Source organism: Streptomyces sp. Ru72, from assembly GCF_002920635.1.
Taxonomy (GTDB): Bacteria; Actinomycetota; Actinomycetes; order Streptomycetales; family Streptomycetaceae; genus Streptomyces.
Window position 1 is genome coordinate 1 of record NZ_PQSR01000082.1, and the last position, 20,117, is coordinate 20,117.

Genomic DNA, 20,117 nt, shown 5'->3' on the forward strand with positions numbered 1-20,117 from the left:
GCCTGAAGAAGCGAGGCCGGGCCGACCCGTGCGGGCATGGGGCCGTTACGGATCGAGTTCAGTTCCGCAGGTCAAGCCACCCTTGCGCTGCTACGACCGTATCGTGTGGGGCTCGGAAAGTCGTCGCTGCAGGTCAGGCCGCGTATCGGTACTCATTGATGACACCGCCGAGGATGCGGGTGCGTAGGAGCCTGCGGCTTTCGAACTCGTGCACGGTGATGGGCTGCTGGTCGGCGCCCGCAGGTCGTTGGTTGCGGGCGCGGTGGGGCGGTGGTCGTTGTAGTGCCGCTCGTAGGCGGTCAAGACGTGCCGGGCGTGGGCCTCGTTCAGGATAAGGACGTGGTCGAGGGCTTCGCGCCGGATGCTGCCGATCACCCGCTCGCAGTGGGCGTTCATCCGAGGTGTTCGCGGCGCACTCCTGAGGATCTCCATCTACTCGGCGGCGGTGAGGCCGGTCCCGGGCGCGGGTCGGCCGTGCGACCCCACGGCAACGGTCGGCCCCGTCGCGCCTGGCTGAGCTGGACCCGGCGGGTCGCCCTCGGTCTGGTCCTCGCCCTCCTCGCCCGACCCACCGCGCCCCTCACGGGCGCAAGCCCTGCGGTGTCCTGCGCGTGTCCTGGACGGGCAGTCAGAACGTGCCCCGTTCCTGCCTGCTCACTGTCGCCGTCGACTTCTGCCCCTGCGGCGAGCACCGTGTCCTGGTGCAAGTCCCTTACCACGAAGCCGCCGAGCGGTTTCGTGTCTGGTTGGCCGTGACGGCCCCTGCCGTGGCCGTCACGGCCGGTCCTGACCGCTTGGACGGCCTCCCTGCCCAGTCCCGGCCAGTCATCGCGGACACCAGCGGCGAGGGCCTGGCCCTGTTCTGAGCGGGCACCGGGAGACCTGACACCCCAACGTCACCTCGCAGCTGGCGGCCCCCGGCACGGTCACCCCGCAAACCCCGGACATCCGGCCATCCGCGCTCAGGGTGCGCTAGAGACTTTTGGCACCCCACAAGCTGGGCGGTCGCGAGTGCGCTGCCGGAAATGACGTAGAGATCGTCGCGTTACGAGCCGCACTTAATGTCCCCTCATGGCGGACATATTTGACGCGTACGCGTTGGCCGACGCGTGGGACGAGATGTTTGTGCGGCCTGGTGAGGTCAGGACCGCCTATGAGCCGGTACTGGCGGCGCTGCAGCCGATCGCACCCAGTGAACTGCGTTTCAGAGCCGACCAGATGGCGCGGGCGTTCACCGACCGTGGTGTGACCTACGCCTTCGCGGGCGAAGAGCGGCCGTGGCCGCTGGACCTCGTGCCGCGCATCCTCGACGCCCTCGAATGGGATCTCATACAACGCGGCGTCGGCCAGAGAGTCAGGGCACTGGAGGCCTATCTCGCCGACGCCTATGGTCCCTGCCGTGCCTTCGAGGACGGCGTCGTGCCCTGGCGGCTGCTCCTCAACTCCCCCCATTTCCACCGCGTCGCGCACGGAATCGAGCCTCCCGGGGGCGTGCGCATCCACGTCGCCGGCATCGACCTCGTGCGCGACGAGGCCGGAGACTTCCGGGTGCTGGAGGACAACGTGCGGGTGCCCAGCGGGGTGTCGTACGTGATCGAGAACCGGCGTGCGATGACCCGTATCTTCCCCTCCCTCTTCGCCGAGCAGCACGTGCTGCCCGTCGACGGTTACGGGCACCGCCTGCTGGCTGCCCTGCGTGCCGCCGCGCCGGACGGAACCGCCGACCCCAGGGTCGTGGTACTGACCCCCGGTCCCAACAACGCGGCCTACTTCGAACACGCGCTGCTCGCCCGGCTGATGGGCGTGCAGCTGGTGGAGGGGCACGACCTGCTGTGCAGGAACAACCGGGTGTGGATGCGGACCACGCGCGGCGAGGTGCCCGTCCACGTCGTGTACCGGCGTCTGGACGACGACTTCCTCGATCCGCTGCACTTCCGGCCCGACTCGGTGATCGGCTGCCCGGGGATCATGAGCGCGGCGATGGCCGGCAACGTCACGCTCGCCAACGCCGTCGGGAACGGGATCGCGGACGACAAGCTGCTCTACACCTACGTCCCGGATCTGATCCGGTACTACCTGTCCGAGGAACCGGTCCTGCCCAATGTGGAGTCCTACCGGCCCGACGAACCGGGGCAGTTGGAGGCGGTCCTCGACCAGATCGAGCAGCTCGTCGTCAAGCCCGTGGACGGAGCGGGCGGCCAGGGCATCGTCATCGGGCCGAAGGCCGATTCCGACACCCTCGAACGCACCCGCAAAGCCGTCATCGCCGACCCGCGCGGCTTCATCGCGCAGCGGCCCGTCGCCCTGTCCACCTCCCCCACCCTCGCCGGCGAGGGCATGGCGCCGCGCCACATCGACCTGCGCCCGTTCGCCGTGCACGACGGCAACGATGTCTGGGTGCTGCCCGGCGGCCTCACTCGCGTCGCCCTCCAGGAGGGCAACCTGATCGTCAACTCCAGTCAGGGCGGCGGCTCCAAGGACACCTGGGTACTCGCCGAGGGGCCCGCTGAGCGGCCGGCCCCCGTCCGCTCTGGCGATCTGCCCGAGGTCGCTCCCCGCCAGTTGGGTCCCGACGGCACCCCCATGCTCCTACAGGAAGGGGCGCAGCAGCAGTGAACGACGTGATCCTCTCCCGGATAGCGGAGGCGCTGACCTGGACCGGGCGGTACGTCGAGCGGGCGGACGCCACCGGCCGGATCCTCGACGCCTATCTGCACCGCATGCTGGAGGACCCCTGGCGCGACGAGGACGTGGCCTGCCGGTCGCTGTACGCGATCCTCGGTGTGGACGCGGGGGCGGAACCGGTGGACATGCAGCAGGTGCTGGACCAGCTCGCGTTCGACGCCCGCTCGACCGGTTCCATCGAGGGTGCGCTGGGCGCCGCTCGGCTCAATGCCCGCAGCGCCCGTGAGGCCGTCTCCTCGGAGATGTGGGAGTGCCTCAACTCCACCTGGCATGCCCTCGCCGACCAGCGGCTCGCCGCCCGGCGTACGGGTCCGTACGCCTATCTGGAGCTCGTCCGACGCCGAGCGGCTCTCTTCTTCGGGCTCGCGGACTCCACGATGAGCCGGGACGACAGCTGGCGGTTCGTCATCCTGGGCCGGAGTCTGGAGCGGGTCGACATGACCGTACGGCTGCTGAGTGTGCGCGTGCTGGATGCAGTGCACGCGCCGGACTGGCCGACGCTGCTGAGCGCGAGCGGCGCCGACGAGGCGTACGCGCGCGTGTACGGCGGTTTCGGCGACACCCCGCGGGTGGCCGAATTCCTGCTTCTTGACCGGGACTTCCCGCGCTCGGCGTTGCATGCGCTGACCACGGCCGAGGAGTGTCTGACTGCGCTGGGCCGCCCGCGCCAGGATCCGGCTCGCCGCCCGATCGGCCGCCTGCGAACCCGCCTTGAGTACCTGGACTCGCACGCCCTTGAAGAACAACTACCGGTACTGCTGCGGGACTTGCAGCAGGCTTGCATGACGTCCGCCGACGCGGTGGCGGAACGGTTCTTCCCGTACCAGGGGGCCGTCGAGTGGGCCCAGGAAGGGGCGCGAGCGTGACCGGCAAGGGAATCCGCCGCCTCCGCATTCGGCACGTCACGCGCGTCTCCTACGCGCACGCCGCCGTCTCCTCGCACAATGAGGTCCGCATGACCCCGCTGACGCTGCCCGGCCAGACCACTCTGGACGGTCGGGTGACCGTCGGCCCGTCGGCCGCGACCTGGTCGTACTGGGACTACTGGGGCACCCAGGTGACCGGCTTCGACCTCATGGACCCGCATTCCGACCTCACCATCACCGCGTCCAGCCTGGTCGAGACGGGCCCGCCCGGTCCGCTTCCCGAGCCGCCCGGCTGGGCGGAGGTGGTCGAACGCACCACGCGTTCCCGTCTGCTGGAGTTCGCGAACCCGACGGGGCGTACGACGGTCCCGGTGGAGCTGATCGCCCACGCGCGGGAGGTCACGGCGGGCCTCGACCCGCACGAGACGGCCGTCGCCGTCTCCTCGCTGGTCGCCGACCGGGTGTCGTACCTGCCCGGCACCACCGGCGTGACCACCTCCGCCGCCGAGGCCTGGGAGCAGGGCACTGGCGTCTGCCAGGACATCGCCCACGTCACCATCGCCCTGCTGCGGGGCCTGGGGCTGCCGTCCCGCTACGTCTCCGGCTACCTGCACCCGGAGAAGGAGGCCGAGCTCCACCACCCGGTCGCCGGGCAGAGCCACGCCTGGATCGAGTACTGGGCGGGCGACTGGTGCGGCTACGACCCGACCAATCGCACCCGCGCCGACGAGTCCCACGTGGTGGTCGGCCGTGGCCGCGACTACGACGACGTGCCCCCGCACAAGGGCGTGTACCGGGGGGTGGCGGGCGGGCCGCCGGAGGTGACCGTGGAATTCACACAGGTTGCCTGAACGCGACGGAGGGCCGGGAACCAGTCCCGGCCCTCCGGACGACCCCTTCATGACGCGGCACCCGACACCGAGCAGGAGGGGTGCGGGGCTGTGTCTGATATGCGGCTCCGCCGCGTGAGCACGAATAGGGTCTGTCTGAATAGGCCGCGTGACTCCCCTTGGCGGTGATCGGTCTGGTCCGCGTGGGGCGAGGGGACCTATCGAACGAGAAGTGGGCTCGTCTGGAGCCTCACTTACCGAAGAGCATCGGGCGGGGCAGACGATTTACGGCAGGCATCGACGCTGGTCAGCCGAGATTTCTATCAGCTGCCGCCCGTGGCCGGCGTGCTCGTCCGGTCGACCCACGACGGTATCTTGGATCCGATCGGCCTCGCACTCCACCCCGAGACGCAGGTCAAGTCTCGGACCGGGGCGCAGACGCCGCCGCGCCGTCCCGGTGTCGGTTGTGCTGATGACGTCGCCACGCCGACGCCTGCTGCCCTTCCCGTCCTTCTCGGCGACGGCCTTCAGCGCCGCGGACTCGGTCGCATCCTCGAGCGGTGCACGGGCGACCTATATTGGGCCGCATGAGCCGTTGGAATGAGTTGACCGGGGGCACGTCCGGACAGGACTACGCCGCACGGTTCGCGGCCCTGGCCCGTAGCGGGAAGGATATGCACGGCGAGGCGCGGTTCTGCGCGTCGCTCGTGCCCACAGGAGCACGGGTGCTGGACGCCGGGTGCGGTACCGGCCGGGTCATGATCCGGCTCGCGCGTCTCGGGTACGAGTGTGTCGGGGTGGACCTCGATGCGTCGATGCTGGCAGTGGCCCGGAAACAGGCTCCCGAGCTGCCCTGGTTCCAGGCCGATCTGGCCGAATTCGCGCCGGCCGCGCTCGGCGTCGCGGCCGACTTCGATCTTGTGGTCGCGGCGGGCAACATCTTCCCGCTGTTGGCCGCCGGCACCGAGGCAACGGTGGTCGAACGCCTGGCCGCGGCCCTGCGCCCTGGCGGTCTGCTGGTGGCCGGCTTCGGATTGGACGAAGCCCACCTGCCCGTGCCGCCCAGCGTCACGCTGCCCGAGTACGACGACTGCTGCGCCACGGCCGGCCTCACGCTCGTCGACCGCTTCGCCACCTGGGAAGCCGACCCCTACGACGGCGGCGGCTACGCCGTCAGCGTCCACCGCCGCTGAGCTGCACCACGAGGTGTCCTTACGCCACCACGACCCTGTCGTCAGCGGTCAACTCGCCCCTCGGACACGCATCGTGGAATACCTGGTCAGTGCGTTGACCAGGCATTTTGCTTGCGGTCGCCCCGTGCGGCCCCGCCAGGGTCGTGGCGATCTCCGTGTAGGCAACGCGCTGCCTGCGTCTTCACAGCGCGAAGCCGTAGGGGTTCGTGTCGGTCTCATGCGGAGGTTTGCGGAGGCGCCGACTGTTCTCTCAGCCCATTCGGTCCTGACCGTAGCTTTCGCCGGTCATTCCGCGGCTTCGTTCCGGAGTCCGATTGCCCGGACAGCGCTTACGTCCCGGGATCCAGGGATGCCGTGGGCGGGATAGCGGGGTCCCTGGCGAGTTGTGGCCAGGGACCCCGCCATGGGCTCAGCGGCCTATGGGCTACAGGAGGGTGTTGTAGATGCCCCAGCTCGTTGCGATCTTGATCCGGGCGCCCAGCGGTTTGGTGGCTGCGTCGGTGCCGGGGTAGAGCCACAGACCGCCTTGGCTGTCGCGGCCGAGCAGGTCGGGTTTGCCGTCGCCCGTGAGGTCACCGATGCCCATGACGGTGTTGTAGATGCCCCAGCTCGTGCCGATCTTGCTTCGGGCGCCCAGCGGTTTGGTGGCTGCGCCGGTGCCGGGGGGGGGTAGAGCCACAGGCCGCCCTGGCTGTCGGGGCCGAGTACGTCGGGTTTGCCGTCGCCGGTCAGGCGCTTCTGTCGCTTCTTGAGGATCTTCGGCTCGAAGGAGCCGTCCCGGTCGCGGGGCACGCCTATCCGCTGTCCAGTCACCGCCGCCGCAACCGCACCGCCAAGGCCGCCACCGTCCAGAGAGCCCTGCGCGAGAAGCAGGTGGTGGATCTTCTCGCCAAAGGGCATGACAACATCGCGCTTTGACGCCGTAAAAGCCCTTCCCTGCGGATCGCTGACTCCGGTAGTGCTGGTCTGTTCATGCATTCGACTACGGGGAGCGGAATGAGCCAGTTCGGTGTCGACCCCGACAGGCTGACCGACCTGGCCGGGAAGTTCGACAGGGAGGCGACGGACCTGGCGAAGCCGATCCACGGCTTCGCGGCGACCGCATCCGAGATCGGAGAGGCCTTCGGCCTGCTCGGCGCCTGCGACGGTGCGGCGCAGAAGTACCAGACGCTCCTGAACAGCACCCTCAAGGCACTCGGGCAGCTGCCCGGCGTGCTCACCAGCGACGGCGACCGACTGCGGCTCAACGCCACCAACTACAAGGACTCGGACCAGACCGCCGTGGACCACCTCCGCGCAGCGACATGGCGGGCAGGAGACCCGGCGTGAGCATCGACAGTTGGATCGACGGCAAGGTCCTGGAGATCCTCCAGGCGTGCGGGGTGCAACTCCCGGGCGGCAACGGCGACACGCTCCGCTCGGTCGCCCGTGCCTGGGACACCATGGGCGACGAGCTGACAGAAGTCGTGCATGCCATCGACGTCCAGATCCAGGGCGTCGACAAGCAGGGCTGGCACGGTGAGGCCCGCGATGCCTTCGAGAAGCACTGGGAGGAGCAGAAGCACGTCATCCAGGACGTCGCCCACAACTTCCACCAGGTGGCCGACGGGCTGCGGGCGTACGCCGACGAGATCGACAGGATCAACGAGGAGATCATCGACATCTGCGTCGAGATCGCCGAGATGGAGGTGGCCGGGGCGGCGCTGTCGTTCTTCACCGGCTTCCTCTCCGACCTCGTCGCGAACACGGCCGTGGCCGCGCGGGTAGCCAGGATCGTCGACCTGGTGAAGCTCTTCACCTCGGCCGCGGAAAAGGTGGCGGCTCTGATCGAGAGGTTCTGCGGCCTCGCCGAGAAGTCAGCCGCATTCGTGGAGAAGATGCTCACAACCGGGGTAAAGGTCCTCGGAAGCTTTGCCAAGAAGGGGCTCGAGAGCTTCGCCACGAACTTCGTCGCCGACTCGGGCAGCATGATGCTCAACCAGGCGCTCAACGGCCAGCCGATCACGGTGGAAGAGGACTTCGCCACTGGCGGCAAGGAAGCTCTGGGCACGGCCGCTTTCACAACGGGTGGCGCGTCGCTGGCCCAAGGCGCCCACCTGACGGGCGGTCGGCAAGGTCCTCGGCGGCGAGGGCCGGGCCGGGAGCGCGGTCAACGGGGCGCTGGGCAACATCAGCGGCGGCCTGACGGCCGACGTGTGGAACCAACAGGACGGCGCGACGATCGGGTGGGACGCAGCGACGAACGCAGTGACCCGAGCGACCGGAAAGGCCGCCAACGACGCCCACTTCCACCACATGGAGGAACACGGCAGCCTCGGTGGCGAAAACCTCAGCGACAGGGGCAAACTCACCGACTCCGCGTACAAGAACTCCTTCAGCGCCGGCCTCAACACGGCGGTCTACGCGGCGGGCTCCGGCATCGAGTCGGATGTCCAGAACCTGGCCAAGCACGCCGAGAAAGCGGGCGAGTGATCTGTGTACGGTGAGCTCGGGAACGTGATCCTCGCGGGGGTCGCCCATAACAACCCGAACTACGATCCCGGCTGGAAGGGCTTCTTCTCGGCGCTGGTGGTTATTGCTGGGGGTGCACTCATCCTCGCGGGTGTGACCGCGGGCTTCACCATGTGGCGTCACGCCGAGCAGCCGCGTGAAAAGGGTCTTTGGCGGGTGCTCCTTGCCACGACGGGGTGCTTCGGGGTCGTGGGCCTCGCGATCATCGCCGTCGGCGTGTGGCTGTAATGAGCCGCACACCCCGTGGCCCCTGACGCGGGCGGCAGGGCGACAGGTGCCAAACAGCAGGTCTGCTACCGCCTGAAGGTGCCGATATTCGCGCATCGCTGCTGACCTGCGCTGATTCGGCCGACCGGTGATGTGGCCTCAGGCTGCGCGGTACTCGTTGACGAGTCCGCCGAGGATCTTGCGACGTCGAATCGTGCCGATCGGCAGAGAAGCGACGTTGGTTGCGTCGCACGGCGTTCTCAGGTCCAGTGATCAGTGCGATCTGCCCGCGGCAGAGGCCCCTTACGGTTGCGGTCCTCGTGGCGTGTTCTTAGCTGATTGTGATGCCCAGGGCTTCATAGAGCGGGCCCTTCGCATCGGCGTGGGCTGTTCGGATGCGCTGTGCAATCTCTCCGAGACTCTCAGTCATCTCGCGGATCTGTTGCGCGTTGAGTGGGGATTCCTTTCTTCTGGTGACGGTGGGGAGCGCGTCCAGCTTTTCCGTGCCGCCTCCTTATCTTTCTGCGCCTCGTTGATCACTGGGTGACGACGGCTGGGTCGGCTCCGGCTTCGAGGGCTGCCTGGTAGCGGGCGAGTCGTCGCTCGCAGTTTTGATCGCTTGGCGTGCTGGACCCGCCCGCGCAGCGCGTAGGGGCGTTCGCCTTGCTTTCCGGCCCGCTCCTGCCGCCCCTGGTTGCGGGCGCGCTGTGTGCGCACGGTGCGGGCGGCATCGAAGAGATCGTGGCTGGTGATCGCTTCGTGGGCGGGTTCGTTGGAGCGGATCCACTCCTCGACGGGATTGTGGGTCATGTGCGTGCGGTGGCCGAGGGTGACGTCGTCGACGTCGAGGAGGCGTTCTTCCTTGCGCTGCTTGTTCCGGACCTCGTGGCCGGTGTAGCGGGGGTTGAGGAGGATGGCGCGCCCGGCGCCCTGCTGCCATGCGGTCTTCTTACGGTGGGGATTGCGGGTGGCGTCGTGGGCGGAGGGGCAGGGGATGCCTTCCCGGGTGAGCTGGGCGGCGATGGCGCTGTAGCTCATGCCGTCCACGGTCCACGTACACAACAAGCTGGCCCGCCTGGCCGTCAAGGCCGGGGGCGGTCGGGTCCTCGTCCGTGGCGGTCGGGTCGTGGCGTATGACGCCGGAATCGCCGAGCGCACCGTCCTGGTCGAGTTCGACAGCTTCGAGCAGGCCGTCGCGGCGCGCGAGCGTGCGGCATACCAGGAGGCGCTGGTCGCCCTCTCCGGCGGCGTCGAGCGCGAATTCCGCATCGTCGAAGGCATCGACTGAACCGAGGTCCAGTCGGATCTTCACTGAAGGACTCTGTCGGGAATCTTGAGGGCGAGCAGTTAACGATCGTGACGTTGCGTCAGGCCCGAGGCAACCCAACCGCCCCCCGCCGCCCAGCCCGCAGCAGGGGCTGGTCGGCGTCTCCCGATGAGCGGCGGACGCCGTTCGCGGTAGCCGGTTCGTTGACCGTTAAATGAGCGTGAAAGGTGGGCCGATGTCCTGGCCGGATGTCACGGTGGTCGATGCGTGCGTGCGGCGCGACGGCCGGGGCGGTAGCCCCACGGCCGTCACCGACGACGACCCGGCGGCGACGGACGCGGACCGGCGTGCGGTCGCCGCTGCGGCCGGCACCTCGCACGCGGCGTTCCTCGGCCCGGGGCGGGCGCCGGACGGTGGCTGGCCGGTCCGGTTCTTCACCGCCACCGCCGAACTGTCCGGCTGCGGCCACGGCACCGTTGCCGCGCAGGCCGTCCGGTTGACCCGCACCGCGCTGGGCGAGCTGAACGACCGCCAACACACCGGGGGGCGCACGTTCGACACCGTCGCGATCCGCCGCCCCGCCGGCATCGAGGTGTGGTTCGACCAGGGCCTCGTTGCGCTGCGTCACCCGGCACCGGACGAGCGCGCCGCGATCGTCGCCGCGCTCGGGCTCACCGTGGACGATCCGCATCCGACCGACGCGCCACGGATCGCCGCGCCCGGCGCACCACGCATGCTGGTACCGGTCCGCGACCGGTCGGCGCTGCTCCGAGTCCGCCCACACCTCGGCAGGCTGACAGCGGCGTGCCGGCGGTACGGGCTCCTCGGCTGTTTCGTGTATGCACCGCCGGTGGGCGACCGACCGGGTGCGGCGCGGATGTTCGCGCCGGCGATCGGTGTCGACGAGGACGTCGCCAACGCCAACAGCACCGGCTGCCTGGCCGCCCACCTGCTCGACACGGCAGGGGCGCAGACGGTCACGATCGAGGTGGAGCAGGGCGACACCCTCGGTCGACCGGCCAGCGTGCTCGCTTCGGCCCGACGCGGGCCGGCGGGCATCACGACCCGGGTCGGCGGGTTAGCGGTGGTCCGCGACGGACGCTGAGGCGCGATCCTGGCTGCTTCGGAGGCCAGCCAGCATGAGTGGCCGAGACCGTCATACCGCCGCGCGGTCCGGCGGGAATCATCGAGGATGGGAGCATGACAGGGGAAGCGAGCGAGATCGTTCTGAGCAAGCAGGATCTTCGTGCAGTCACCGCGTTCGCCGCGGCTTCTGCGGAGGTCGTGCTGGAGATTTTCGAGGCTGATCGGCCGGACGACTCGCGGCCTCGAGACGCCATCAGCGCCGCGTGGGCATTCGCCCGGGGCGGCGAGCGCGGGAAATCTTTGCGTGACACAGCGTCCGCAGCCCTCAAGGCAGCCAAGAACGCACACACGGCGGCTGCGCGAGAGGCAGCGTGGGCAGCGACGTCTGCGGCAGGCGCCGCCTACCTGCATCCGCTGGCCAAGGCCACCCAGGTCAAGCACATTCTCGGAGCCGGCGCTTACGCAGCCAGAACGGCCGAACTCGTCGCCGACGACGATCGGAGCGTCGGTGCTGAACACCTCAAGCGAATGGTGCACCGTGCAACACCGGTCGTCGTCGACGTGCTAAAACGCTTCCCGACAGCGCCGGGTGGCGGTGGACGGGTGGGCGAGTTGATCCGCATGCTGGACGCTGACCTCCGCTCACTCACCCTCACTGAATGACTCTCAGCGTTCGGATGGCACGGCCTCCAATGAGGGGTGTCAGACACTCGCTGACAGAGCCGCGGCCATCTCCCGAGTCATGCGGATGCCTGAAGCAGCGGTGCAAAGGCGCCTCGTTCGTCGAAGTGCTGCCGGGTCTGGAGGCAGTGATGTAGTTGGCCGAGGAAGCGGTTGAGCAGGTGTCGCTGGGCGGCGTTGTGCCAGTCTCCGTGTTCGCGTCGGCGGCGGTAGCGGGCGTTCGCTCCGGGGGAGGCCTGGAGGGCTGAGAACGCCCAGAGGAAGCCAGCGTTCATGAGGCGGTAGTTCTTGACGAAGCGGCGGCCGACGAAGCGTTTCTTGCCGGAGGCGCGGGTGATAGGTGCGGAGCCGGCGTAGGACTTCAGGGCTCTGGCCTCGGCGAAGCGGGTCCGGTCGTCGCCGATCTCGGCAAGGACCCGGGCTGCCAGCAGGGGGCCGAGGCCGGGGAAGCTGAGCAGGATCTCGCTGTCTGCGTGCTGATGGAAGGCGGCGTCGGTGGCCTCGGCGAGGTCGTCGGCGGCCTGGCCACAGGCGTCGCCCGACACCCACGTCACCGCCACGGAACCCACCGGTGGGCAGCGGCGCCAGTCTCAGAGCGGGTCTCCAGGACCGTGAGGGCCGAAGGCGTTCCGCTACCCGGTGTAGGCCGCTCACCCCGGCCCTTGCGGGGGCCGGACCGAGCTGCTCACACCCTGGATTGGAGGGCCGGGGGCGTGGGGGCGGAGCCCCCATGATGGGGCTTCATGTTTTCGACAGCCACCCGGACATGCCCTTGCGACGGCGTTTGCCGGGTTCCAGCACCTTTCCGTTTTCCGACCAGTCGGTAGGGGTCTTACGCAGGCACACAGGGCTACTGCCGCCGCTGGAAGCGAGCACGCGGCCTTCGCGAGAGAAGGCCACGAAATCGACGACTGGGTGAGGGCTGTTGAAGGCATCGCCGACCATGCAGCGGGTGTTCGGGTCCCATAGGCGCACTGTGCTCCCGTCTGCGGAGGCCAGCAGACGCCCGTCCGGGGAGAACGCTACGCAGTTCACCGGGCTAGTGTGGTTGCCCAAGGGAGCGCCCATCGATCGTCCAGTAGCCGGATGCCACAGGCGCAGGGATCCGCTGTTGTCTCCGGTGGCGAGTAGGTGCCCGTCCGGGGAGAACGCCAGGCACGTCACGACGCCGTCGTAGTCCCAGATGATGTTGCTGACGCGCGTGCCGATAGTGGGGTCCCACAACTGCACTTTGTGGATGTTGCCAGTGGCGAGCAGTCCGTCTGGGGAGAAAGCCAGGGAATACACACGGCTCTCGTGGCCGGCGAGCGGTTCACCCACTGGCCGGCCAGTGACGGGATTCCACAGGCGCACTGAGCCATCGTCGTCTAGGGAGGCGAGCAGCTGCCCGTCCGGGGAGAAGGCCAGGCACTGGACCTGACTGTCGTGGCCGGAGTGCGGTTCACCCACTGGCCAGCCAGTAGCGGGATTCCACAGGCGTAGTGTTCCGTCATTGTATCCGGAGGCGAGCAGATCCCCTTGCGGCGAGAAGGCCAGGCATTTCACGTGGCTGTCGTCGCCGACGAGCGGCTCGCCCACTGGGCGGCCAGTGGCGGAATCCCACAAACGCACTTGGTTCAACTCGCCAGTGGCGATCAGGTCGTCGCTGGGGGAGAAGGCGAGCGCCCCGCTTCCCCATGGGGGGCCCAGTGTGTGTCCGTTGTCTGGGATCCGGTCGTACAGCGCGTCGACTAGATCCTCGATGCGGGTGGTGGCCGACCGAAGAGCTCGGAGGAGTTGTGCCCGTTCCGCCTCCCACTTTCTTTCTGCGGCACGGTCGGTCTCTGGGGCGCTTCCGGGAGAAGAGTCCTGCCGTTGGGGCGTTGGCGACTGCACTGGCATGCTGGCCTCGGCCGGAGCGGGTTGCCTGACGTCGGTGCTCTCCTGAGCCGCATCGCTTGTGGTTGGCTGAGGTGAGGCGCTGGCGCTCCTCCTGCGCTGCTTCAACCGCTTCGCCTTCCGCCATTGATCGCGAAACGGCTGAAGACGACGATCGTCCCGGTGAACTGGCTTGCCGTCTTGGAACGAGAGCAGGGTCCGAACCAGAGCGATCAGGTAGTTAAGCTCTGGCAGTCGTTTGCCGTTCAGGGCTTCGCTGATTCCCGAAACAGACAGATGCTGGGAGTCAGGTGCCCGGCTCACTACCTGCCGGTACGCAGGTCCGCCGCACGTGACCCACAGCTCTTTGAGCTGTTCGGCGAGGGTTCCCAGCTCCTGTTCGAACGTACGTGGCGTCTCCTGCGGATTGCTGCTCTGGCTGTCCATGTCGTCTCCCCCACACGTGTGCGGCCACGATGCTAGACGCAACAGCAGCGAACGGTGCCGTAATTCGCCGAACAACGCAGTACACGAGCGCAACGTTCGGTGATTCACCATGTGCGGCGTTGATCTGCGCTGATCAAGGTGCTCCGGATCAGTTCGCCCCATGCCTTCCAGGCGTTGTCCGTGCCGTCCACTGAAGCCATGGACACCACCAACACGCCGGGGAACCCGGACACTTCGGCCGACTCCGTTACTCAAGTCCTGGACCGGCTCGCTCGGCTCGAGCTGCGCGACGACTTGATCGCCATCGGCCTCAGCGTGCTGCTCGGAGTCGTAAGCACCCTTCTGGGTGCGGGCGTCGCCTACTACGGTTTCGTGCTCGGCCAGGATGCCCGGGCCGGCGCTTGCGCGTTCTTCGCCACTATCACCGCCGGCGCCTGCGGACGCCTTGGCCACCGCGCTGTCACGCGCCTGCGAGCACGGCTGAGAAGCCACAGTGGGCCGTCCGGTCAAGCCTGAACGAAAGGGCTGAGCGGGCACCACGGTTCGCCCGTGCCCTCACTGCCCGCAGACAGCGGCAGGGGTAGCAGCAGAGCGGCCCCCATTGTCAGTGCCTGCTGCCACGATGGACGGCTGTGCGGGGTTTGCCTAGGAGGGAGAGGCTTCATGCCTTGGGTACGGCCGTACGTGCGCTCTGACGGGACACCGGTTCGCGGGCATTCGCGGTGGGCTGCGGGCGCACGCAGGGAAACGACGATCTTTGCCGTGGTCGCGTTAGCAGTCGTGGGGTTCGGCAACGGCAACGCGCCGGCCAGTGGCGGGGCGAGTCCGCGACCGCAGTCGACGGTGCACTACCCGATCAAGTTCGACACGGTGGACACCTTGAAAGGTGCCGCAGCGTCCGCAGCCCACGGTGTCGTACCCGATCCGGTTCCCGTCTCAAGGCGGTGACCGGTGACGCGGCGTCGGCCGCCGGTCCGGCGGCGTCCTCGACGGCGAAGCAGGCGGCAGCGGCAGGCGGAGGCCCAGCTGGTCGGCGTTCTCATCCCGGCTGCTGTGGTCGTCGCCGTGGTCGTGACGGTGGTCAACTGGCTGGCGACTCACTGGTGGGCGCTGGTCGTCGCTCTGGTGCTCGGCGTGCCGACTGGTGCCGGCTGGGTCTACCAGAGGCGACAGCAGGCACGGTGGGAGGCGGTGCGGGCGCAGGGGCTGCGGTACGCGCTTCCGCAGCTGGACGCGCTGCACCACACCGGCTTCGAGCACGCGGTGCGGGAGCTGATGGCGCGCGATGGGTGTCGGGATGCCCTCCGTGTCGGGGGCGGCGGGGACCTGGGCGCGGATGTGAAGGCGACGGACCCGTTCGGGCGGGGCTGGGTGATCCAGTGCAAGCACCGCCGCAACGGTGACCGTGGTTCGGCGGTGGGTACCCCGGACCTGCAGGTGCTCAACGGCACCGCCCGCAGGTGCACGGCGCGGACTGGAATTCACGCCGGGCGGGGGTGCTGTCCTGGCTCGGTTGGTGCCGTGAGCGAGGCTACGAGAGACCGATGGTCCCGGCGTGGGCGAAGCGGCTGGCGGTGCCGGACTCCGAGACCCCGGCCCGCTCGAAGATGGCGGTCGACCGGCTCATCGCGGTCGACCGGCTGATCGCGCGCAGGGAGGTGCACCTGCGGGAGAAGACGCTGTGGCGGATGCTCTACGAGACCGCCGGGCGGTCCGAGGAGATCCTGGGCGTCAACATCGAGGAGCTGGACTTCGCCGGGCGTCGTTGCCTGGTCAAGGCCAAGGGTGCCCGGAAAGGCCCGCTGCCGGGGCCAGGCACGCGAGGACTACGTGCTGGAGACCGTGTACTGGGACGCCGGCACCGCCCGGCTGCTGCCCCGACTGCTCAAGGCCGCACCCGCGGGCCGGTGTTCGTCACCCACCGCCGCCCGGGGCCGGGCAAGGTCGTCAGCTCCCGCGACGTATGCCCGGACACCGGGCTGGCCAGGCTGTCGTACGGGCAGGCCCGCGCCCTGCTCGACGAGCACACCGCCCTGCGCGGGCCGGGTACGGGCTGGGACCTGCACGAGTACCGCCATTCCGCCCTGACCCACCTCGGCGAGCAGGGTGCCTCGCTGCTGATGCTGATGGCGAAGTCCCGGCACAAGAAGCCGGAGAACGTCCGCCGCTACTTCAAGCCCTCTCCCGAGGCGATCTCCGAGCTGACCAGCCTGCTCGCCCCCGGCGACGCCCGCCGCTGACCGCCTGTGCCGGGCAGGGCTGGCCCGCGCGGGCGGGGCCGTTCAGCGCGGAATCACCCAGCCCGGTGCCCAGGTCCCGGCGGCTTCGTGGCCGGCCGTCGTGGCGGCGAGGTGGGCGCGGAGGGTGGCCAGCGCTGGGTGGGGGTTGTCGCGGTGCCAGAGGAGCGAGTGCGGGTAGACGGGCGTCGGGTCGGTCACCGGGATGCGGCGCAGGTCGTGGTCGGCGGGCCAGATGAGGCGGGTGTGCTCGCCCATGAAGGTGGCCAGGGCAGGGGTGTCGGCGATGGTGTCGAGGAGCGCGTCGGAGCCGAAGTTGGGGCCGGTCACCTCGATGGTGAGGCCGAACTCGGCGACGAGGTCGTCGTAGTAGGCGCCCCACTCGGTACCGGGGGCGATGCCGGGCATCCAGATCCGGTGCCCGGTGAGCTGGGCGACGGTCACCGACCGGGCGCCCGCCAGTGCGTGGGCGGGGCCGGTGAGGAGCTGGAGCGGCTCGTCGAGCACCCGGACGGAGGCGATGTCCTCGGGAAGGGGCCGGCCGGGCGCGGCGACGGCGCGGAAGGACGCGTCGATCGCACCGGAGCGAAGGGCGGTGACGGCGGTCTCGATGTCGAACAGCATCACCACGTCGAGGTCGATCTCGGGGTGTGCGTGGTGGAAGCCGCGCATCAGGCCCGACTGCGCGCTGCGCGAGGCGATCACGTCGACGCGCAGCGGACGGCGGCCGGGGCGCACGGACGCGCCCGCACGCTCGGCGACGCGCAGCAGCTCGCGTGCGTGGGGTAGGAACGCCTGACCATCGATGGTGAGTTCAGCGCCGCGTGGGGCACGGGTGAACAGCCGAACGCCGAGGGTGCGCTCCAGCGCGGCGATGCGTTTGGAGACGGCCTGCTGGGTGATCGACAGGTCGGCGGCGGCTTTCTGGAACTGCCCCGCTTCCGCGACGGCGACGAAGGTACGTACTGCTTCGAGATCCACGCCGACCCACCTTAGTGAACAACTGGTCGTTGTGGATTGCTGGCAGGTCAGTTGTTTGACCTGCTGTTCTCCTGCCCGCTTATCTCTCATCGGTCAACGTCAGTTTGCTCGGGTGGAGCCATCGAAGGGGGTGCGCTGAGCATGGTGGGCAGAAGACGGTTGGGCCGGCAGTTCGGCTGGCTGTGGGCGTCATATGCGGTGAGTGCGTATGGGTCCGGTCTGGGGTTCGGGGCGTTGCCGCTGATCGCTGTGCTGGTGCTGCATGCCGGACCCGCTGAGGTGTCCGCGCTGTCCGCGGTGGGGCCTGCGGTGGGTGCGCTGATCGCGGTGCCGCTCGCGCCGTGGGTGGAGTTCCGGCGCAAGCGCCCGGTCATGATCATGATGGATCTGGCGCGGTTTGCGGCCATGGCGACGATCCCCGTCGCCTACGCCTTCGGATGGCTCAGTTTCGTCCAGCTGCTCGTTGTCTCGGCCGTGGTCGCCGCAGCCAAGATCGCCTTCAACGCGGCCAGCGGCGCCTACCTCAAGGCTCTCGTCCGACCGGATGACCTGCTCGTCGCCAATGCGCGGTTCGAGTCCACGAACTGGAGTTCCATCGCGGTCGGGCCACCGCTGGGCGGGGCGGCGATCGGCCTGTTCGGGCCGGTCACGACCGTGGTGGCCGACGCACTCAGCTACCTGCTCTCCGCGTTGGGCATCATCGCGATCCGCGGCCAGGAAGAAGCACCACGAACAACCGACAAGAACCCGGTCCGGGCAGGCGCACTGCTCGACGGCTGGCGACACCTCATGGGGCACCCCGGTTTGCGGGCGCTCTACCTGAACAACATGCTCGTCGGCGGTCTGATCATGGCCACCGAGCCGCTGCTGGCCGTGCTCCTGCTTCGCCAGCTCGGGTTCCCGCCCTGGCAGTACGGCCTCGCCTTCGCCGCGCCCTGTGTCGGCGGACTCATCGGCTCCCGGCTGGCCCGCCGTGTCGTGATCCGCTACGGCCAGCACGCGGTCTTCCGGACCGTCGGCACCCTGCGCGCCATCTGGCTGATCGGCCTGGCCTTTGTCCGTCCCGGCGTCGTCGGCCTCGTCACCGTGATCGCCGTCGAGCTGGCCATCATCATCAACATGAGCCTGTACAGCCCGGTGCTCGCCACCTACCGGCTCGAACACACCCCCAAGCATCTCGTGGCCCGCACCCTGTCGGCCTGGTCGATCGGCCAGCAGGCCTCCATCGCCGTCCTCACCACACTCGCCGGGCTGCTCGCCGACGTCACCAGCCCCCGTACCGCTCTCACGGTCGCAGGACTGCTCATCCTGACCACACCGCTCCTGCTTCCCCGACAGGACCAGACGTCGCAGCACGAGCCGGAACTGTCCCGCAGCCACTCATGAGACACCGCAACTCACCACTGAAGTCCGCAGCCCTCAGCCGGTCCACCGGTGCGCGTCCGCGTCGACAGTCACACCACCAGCAAGGAGAACACTCGCGTGAGCACTGCCCCCGCACTCGATCCCACCCACACCGCTCTTCTCGTCATGGACTTCCAGCCCGCGATCCTGGCCTTTGTGCCCGAAGGCGAGGACCGAAACGCCCTGCTCGGTCGTGTGGAAGGGGCCATCGCCGACGTTCGCGCAAACGGCGGCACCATCGCCTACGTACGCGTCGGCTTCACCGATGCCGACTGGGACGCGATCCCGGCCTCCAACAAGTCCTTCGCCCCGATGGCCCAACACCGCGTCATGCACCACGAGGACCCTGCCGCTGCCATCCACGAGCGTCTGGCTCCCCAGGACGGCGACATCGTCGTGCGCAAGATCCGCTACGGCGGCATGTCTACCACCGACCTCGACCAGCAGCTACGCGAGCGCGGCATCACCACTCTGGTCGTCTCCGGCGTCAGCACCAGCGGCGCCGTCCTGTCCACCGTCATCGACGCGGCCGACCGCGACTACCAGCTCTACGTCCTGTCCGACGGCGTGGCCGATCCAGACACCGAAGTCCACCACGTCCTGCTCCACCATGTCTTTCCCTCACGGGCCCACATGATCGACACCACCGAGCTGCACACCCTGGTCGGGAGTCCTGGTTGACGGCCTGAGTTAACGTCGATAACTTAACGACATTTACTCACTTGGGAGGGTAACCCGTGCCCACACTCGGAGCAGAAGACATCTACGCTCTCGCGCCGTACGCCAAGACACTCGGAGTCGTGTTCGAAGAGATGACGGCAGACGGCGTTCGAGCCACGCTGGCGCACGATCTCTCTCTTTCCACAGTGGGGGGCGGATTCCATGGAGGAGCGTTGATGGGACTCGCCGATGTGAGCGGTGCCGTGTGCGCCGCCCTCAACGGTCCGGCGGGCGCCGCACCGGCCACCGTGGAGTCGACCACGCACTTCCTTCGGCCAGCACACACAGACGTCGTTGCGACAGCTCGTCCCCTGCGTGTAGGCCGCAACACCGTCGTCGAGGTCAACGTGCATGATGCCAGAGGTGAACTGTGCGCCCGGGTGACCCAGGTGGTCACCGCCGTCAGGCCGAAGACATCCTGATCTCACTCTCTCCCGAAGGCTCCCTCTCCATGACCGGCTCCCGTGTTCGCGCTGCCAAGGGCCAGGGCGGCCTGCTCCGCGACCAGCTCCTCGACATCGCCGATCGTCTGCTCGAAGACGGTGGCGCCGACGCTCTGACGATTCGCGCAGTAGCGACCAGCGCGGGAGTCACCCCTCCAGCCATCTACCTCCATTTCGCCTCGAAGAAGGAACTCGTCCACGCCACGTGCCTGCGTGTGTGGAGTTCACTGTTCACCGAGTTGGAGGCAGTGTCCCGAGGGGTCTCGGATCCTGTGACGGCGCTCTACGAAACCTGCGTCGCCTACATCGCGTTCGGGCTTCGCCACCCCTCCCACTACCGACTGGTGATGGACGGCGAAGCCACTGAAGCAAGTCGCCAGAACGAGGACGCGTGTTTCCGATACTTCCGAGACAAGGTCGCGGCCTGTCTTGATGCCGGTCTACCGGTGGAGAGCAAAACCGAAACCGCCAGACTGCTGTGTGCCAGCGTGCATGGCGCGGTTTCCCTCCTGATCCACCAGGGCCGCGACGCATGGCCTCCGGACACCGCTCACTACCCCATGCGGGCGGCATCCGCAGCCGTCCACGGCGCTCTTCTCACCGCATCTCACGCGTCCAGGCCCTCGATGTCGGCCGTGATGCCGTCGAGCTGAAACAGGGGCATCGGCCGACTACTCATCGAGCACATGAACCACCAGGCCA

Annotated in this window: 21 protein-coding genes and 3 pseudogenes; 17 read left to right on the forward strand and 7 right to left on the reverse strand. The window is 68.6% G+C overall.

Going from position 1 to position 20,117, the window contains the following annotated elements; genetic code table 11:
• Positions 1–133 precede the first annotated feature (133 nt).
• Positions 134–432, reverse strand: a pseudogene (locus tag C3488_RS29120) (integrase core domain-containing protein); the annotation flags it as partial.
• A 639-nt stretch (positions 433–1,071) separates the two neighbouring features.
• On the opposite strand from C3488_RS29120, the gene C3488_RS29130 reads away from it, so the two are divergent.
• From C3488_RS29130 to C3488_RS29150, 4 genes are all read left to right on the forward strand, one after another.
• The gene (locus C3488_RS29130; protein WP_103843881.1) at positions 1,072–2,616 is read left to right on the forward strand and encodes a circularly permuted type 2 ATP-grasp protein; all 1,545 of its coding nucleotides are present in this window, start codon (positions 1,072–1,074) and stop codon (positions 2,614–2,616) included.
• Positions 2,613–3,551 carry an alpha-E domain-containing protein gene (locus C3488_RS29135; RefSeq protein WP_103843882.1) on the forward strand — a complete coding sequence of 313 codons (939 nt, stop codon included), beginning with the start codon at positions 2,613–2,615 and terminating at the stop codon, positions 3,549–3,551. Before C3488_RS29130 ends, C3488_RS29135 begins: the two co-directional genes overlap by 4 nt.
• A complete protein-coding gene (locus C3488_RS29140; protein ID WP_258053743.1) occupies positions 3,548–4,402 on the forward strand; it encodes a transglutaminase family protein in 855 nt (284 codons plus the stop codon). Before C3488_RS29135 ends, C3488_RS29140 begins: the two co-directional genes overlap by 4 nt.
• Positions 4,403–4,968: 566 nt before the next feature.
• Positions 4,969–5,574, forward strand: coding sequence for a bifunctional 2-polyprenyl-6-hydroxyphenol methylase/3-demethylubiquinol 3-O-methyltransferase UbiG (locus C3488_RS29150; RefSeq protein ID WP_103843884.1), 606 nt, complete (start codon positions 4,969–4,971; stop codon positions 5,572–5,574).
• Positions 5,575–5,998: 424 nt separating this feature from the next.
• Here C3488_RS29150 and C3488_RS40800 read toward each other — a convergent pair whose 3' ends face one another.
• Complete coding sequence (locus C3488_RS40800) at positions 5,999–6,253, reverse strand: hypothetical protein (protein WP_181139241.1); 255 nt, start codon at positions 6,251–6,253, stop codon at positions 5,999–6,001.
• 44 nt (positions 6,254–6,297) lie between these two features.
• A pseudogene (locus C3488_RS42745) lies at positions 6,298–6,465 on the reverse strand (transposase); the annotation flags it as partial.
• A 105-nt stretch (positions 6,466–6,570) separates the two neighbouring features.
• Between C3488_RS42745 and C3488_RS29160 the strand changes: the two are divergent.
• The 3 genes from C3488_RS29160 to C3488_RS29170 are packed head-to-tail and all read left to right on the forward strand — an operon-like array spanning position 6,571 to position 8,313.
• Complete coding sequence (locus C3488_RS29160) at positions 6,571–6,903, forward strand: WXG100 family type VII secretion target (protein ID WP_258053744.1); 333 nt, start codon at positions 6,571–6,573, stop codon at positions 6,901–6,903.
• Positions 6,904–6,956: 53 nt separating this feature from the next.
• The gene (locus tag C3488_RS29165) at positions 6,957–8,060 is read left to right on the forward strand and encodes a WXG100 family type VII secretion target (protein WP_258053745.1); all 1,104 of its coding nucleotides are present in this window, start codon (positions 6,957–6,959) and stop codon (positions 8,058–8,060) included.
• A 10-nt stretch (positions 8,061–8,070) separates the two neighbouring features.
• Positions 8,071–8,313, forward strand: coding sequence for a hypothetical protein (locus C3488_RS29170; protein ID WP_146067946.1), 243 nt, complete (start codon positions 8,071–8,073; stop codon positions 8,311–8,313).
• A 405-nt stretch (positions 8,314–8,718) separates the two neighbouring features.
• On the opposite strand, the gene C3488_RS29175 is transcribed toward C3488_RS29170, so the two are convergent.
• Positions 8,719–9,330 (reverse strand): recombinase family protein, encoded by a 612-nt coding sequence (locus tag C3488_RS29175; protein WP_103843888.1) that lies wholly within the window; start codon positions 9,328–9,330, stop codon positions 8,719–8,721.
• Between C3488_RS29175 and C3488_RS29180 the strand changes: the two genes are divergently transcribed.
• The 3 genes from C3488_RS29180 (at position 9,329) to C3488_RS29190 (ending at position 11,308) form a co-directional block, all read left to right on the forward strand.
• Entirely contained in the window at positions 9,329–9,580 is a 252-nt protein-coding gene (locus tag C3488_RS29180) for a DUF1330 domain-containing protein (protein WP_103843889.1), read from the forward strand. The genes C3488_RS29175 and C3488_RS29180 overlap by 2 nt on opposite strands.
• A 214-nt stretch (positions 9,581–9,794) precedes the next feature.
• Positions 9,795–10,664: a PhzF family phenazine biosynthesis protein gene (locus C3488_RS29185; RefSeq protein WP_103843890.1), complete on the forward strand. Its 870-nt coding sequence runs from the start codon at positions 9,795–9,797 to the stop codon at positions 10,662–10,664.
• A gap of 95 nt (positions 10,665–10,759) precedes the next feature.
• Positions 10,760–11,308, forward strand: coding sequence for a putative immunity protein (locus tag C3488_RS29190; protein WP_103843891.1), 549 nt, complete (start codon positions 10,760–10,762; stop codon positions 11,306–11,308).
• Positions 11,309–11,385: 77 nt separating this feature from the next.
• Here C3488_RS29190 and C3488_RS29195 read toward each other — a convergent pair.
• Positions 11,386–11,862: pseudogene (locus tag C3488_RS29195) on the reverse strand (transposase); the annotation flags it as partial.
• Positions 11,863–12,067: 205 nt separating this feature from the next.
• Positions 12,068–13,630 (reverse strand): WD40 repeat domain-containing protein, encoded by a 1,563-nt coding sequence (locus C3488_RS29200; RefSeq protein ID WP_181139242.1) that lies wholly within the window; start codon positions 13,628–13,630, stop codon positions 12,068–12,070.
• Positions 13,631–13,828: 198 nt separating this feature from the next.
• Between C3488_RS29200 and C3488_RS29205 the strand changes: the two genes are divergently transcribed.
• The 3 genes from C3488_RS29205 (at position 13,829) to C3488_RS29210 (ending at position 15,870) form a co-directional block, all read left to right on the forward strand.
• Entirely contained in the window at positions 13,829–14,146 is a 318-nt protein-coding gene (locus tag C3488_RS29205) for a hypothetical protein (protein ID WP_103843893.1), read from the forward strand.
• 759 nt (positions 14,147–14,905) lie between these two features.
• A complete protein-coding gene (locus tag C3488_RS42415) occupies positions 14,906–15,274 on the forward strand; it encodes a restriction endonuclease (protein ID WP_308460699.1) in 369 nt (122 codons plus the stop codon).
• The gene (locus C3488_RS29210; protein WP_258053749.1) at positions 15,175–15,870 is read left to right on the forward strand and encodes a site-specific integrase; all 696 of its coding nucleotides are present in this window, start codon (positions 15,175–15,177) and stop codon (positions 15,868–15,870) included. The genes C3488_RS42415 and C3488_RS29210 overlap by 100 nt, the downstream gene beginning before the upstream one ends.
• A gap of 42 nt (positions 15,871–15,912) precedes the next feature.
• Here C3488_RS29210 and C3488_RS29215 read toward each other — a convergent pair whose 3' ends face one another.
• Positions 15,913–16,848 (reverse strand): LysR family transcriptional regulator, encoded by a 936-nt coding sequence (locus C3488_RS29215; RefSeq protein ID WP_103843894.1) that lies wholly within the window; start codon positions 16,846–16,848, stop codon positions 15,913–15,915.
• A gap of 141 nt (positions 16,849–16,989) precedes the next feature.
• On the opposite strand from C3488_RS29215, the gene C3488_RS29220 reads away from it, so the two are divergent.
• The 4 genes from C3488_RS29220 to C3488_RS29235 all read left to right on the forward strand — a co-directional run bounded on the left by C3488_RS29220 (position 16,990) and on the right by C3488_RS29235 (position 20,068).
• Positions 16,990–18,234, forward strand: a complete 1,245-nt coding sequence (locus C3488_RS29220; RefSeq protein WP_103843895.1) for an MFS transporter — start codon at positions 16,990–16,992, stop codon at positions 18,232–18,234.
• Between the two features lie 96 nt (positions 18,235–18,330).
• A complete protein-coding gene (locus C3488_RS29225) occupies positions 18,331–18,933 on the forward strand; it encodes a cysteine hydrolase family protein (protein ID WP_103843908.1) in 603 nt (200 codons plus the stop codon).
• A 56-nt stretch (positions 18,934–18,989) separates the two neighbouring features.
• Entirely contained in the window at positions 18,990–19,394 is a 405-nt protein-coding gene (locus C3488_RS29230; protein WP_103843896.1) for a PaaI family thioesterase, read from the forward strand.
• A 29-nt stretch (positions 19,395–19,423) separates the two neighbouring features.
• Positions 19,424–20,068: a TetR/AcrR family transcriptional regulator gene (locus tag C3488_RS29235; protein WP_103843897.1), complete on the forward strand. Its 645-nt coding sequence runs from the start codon at positions 19,424–19,426 to the stop codon at positions 20,066–20,068.
• Positions 20,069–20,117: the final 49 nt, after the last annotated feature.

Excerpts from the sequence above, each read along its gene's own strand:
- C3488_RS29130 (WP_103843881.1), top strand. The coding sequence starts at position 1,072 with ATGGCGGACATATTTGACGCGTACGCGTTGGCCGACGCGTGGGACGAG.
- C3488_RS29150 (WP_103843884.1), top strand. The coding sequence starts at position 4,969 with ATGAGCCGTTGGAATGAGTTGACCGGGGGCACGTCCGGACAGGACTAC.
- C3488_RS29160 (WP_258053744.1), top strand. The coding sequence starts at position 6,571 with ATGAGCCAGTTCGGTGTCGACCCCGACAGGCTGACCGACCTGGCCGGG.
- C3488_RS29180 (WP_103843889.1), top strand. The coding sequence starts at position 9,329 with ATGCCGTCCACGGTCCACGTACACAACAAGCTGGCCCGCCTGGCCGTC.
- C3488_RS29175 (WP_103843888.1), bottom strand. The coding sequence starts at position 9,330 with ATGAGCTACAGCGCCATCGCCGCCCAGCTCACCCGGGAAGGCATCCCC.
- C3488_RS29185 (WP_103843890.1), top strand. The coding sequence starts at position 9,795 with ATGTCCTGGCCGGATGTCACGGTGGTCGATGCGTGCGTGCGGCGCGAC.
- C3488_RS29190 (WP_103843891.1), top strand. The coding sequence starts at position 10,760 with ATGACAGGGGAAGCGAGCGAGATCGTTCTGAGCAAGCAGGATCTTCGT.
- C3488_RS29200 (WP_181139242.1), bottom strand. The coding sequence starts at position 13,630 with ATGGACAGCCAGAGCAGCAATCCGCAGGAGACGCCACGTACGTTCGAA.
- C3488_RS29205 (WP_103843893.1), top strand. The coding sequence starts at position 13,829 with ATGGACACCACCAACACGCCGGGGAACCCGGACACTTCGGCCGACTCC.
- C3488_RS42415 (WP_308460699.1), top strand. The coding sequence starts at position 14,906 with ATGGCGCGCGATGGGTGTCGGGATGCCCTCCGTGTCGGGGGCGGCGGG.
- C3488_RS29210 (WP_258053749.1), top strand. The coding sequence starts at position 15,175 with ATGGTCCCGGCGTGGGCGAAGCGGCTGGCGGTGCCGGACTCCGAGACC.
- C3488_RS29220 (WP_103843895.1), top strand. The coding sequence starts at position 16,990 with ATGGTGGGCAGAAGACGGTTGGGCCGGCAGTTCGGCTGGCTGTGGGCG.
- C3488_RS29235 (WP_103843897.1), top strand. The coding sequence starts at position 19,424 with ATGACCGGCTCCCGTGTTCGCGCTGCCAAGGGCCAGGGCGGCCTGCTC.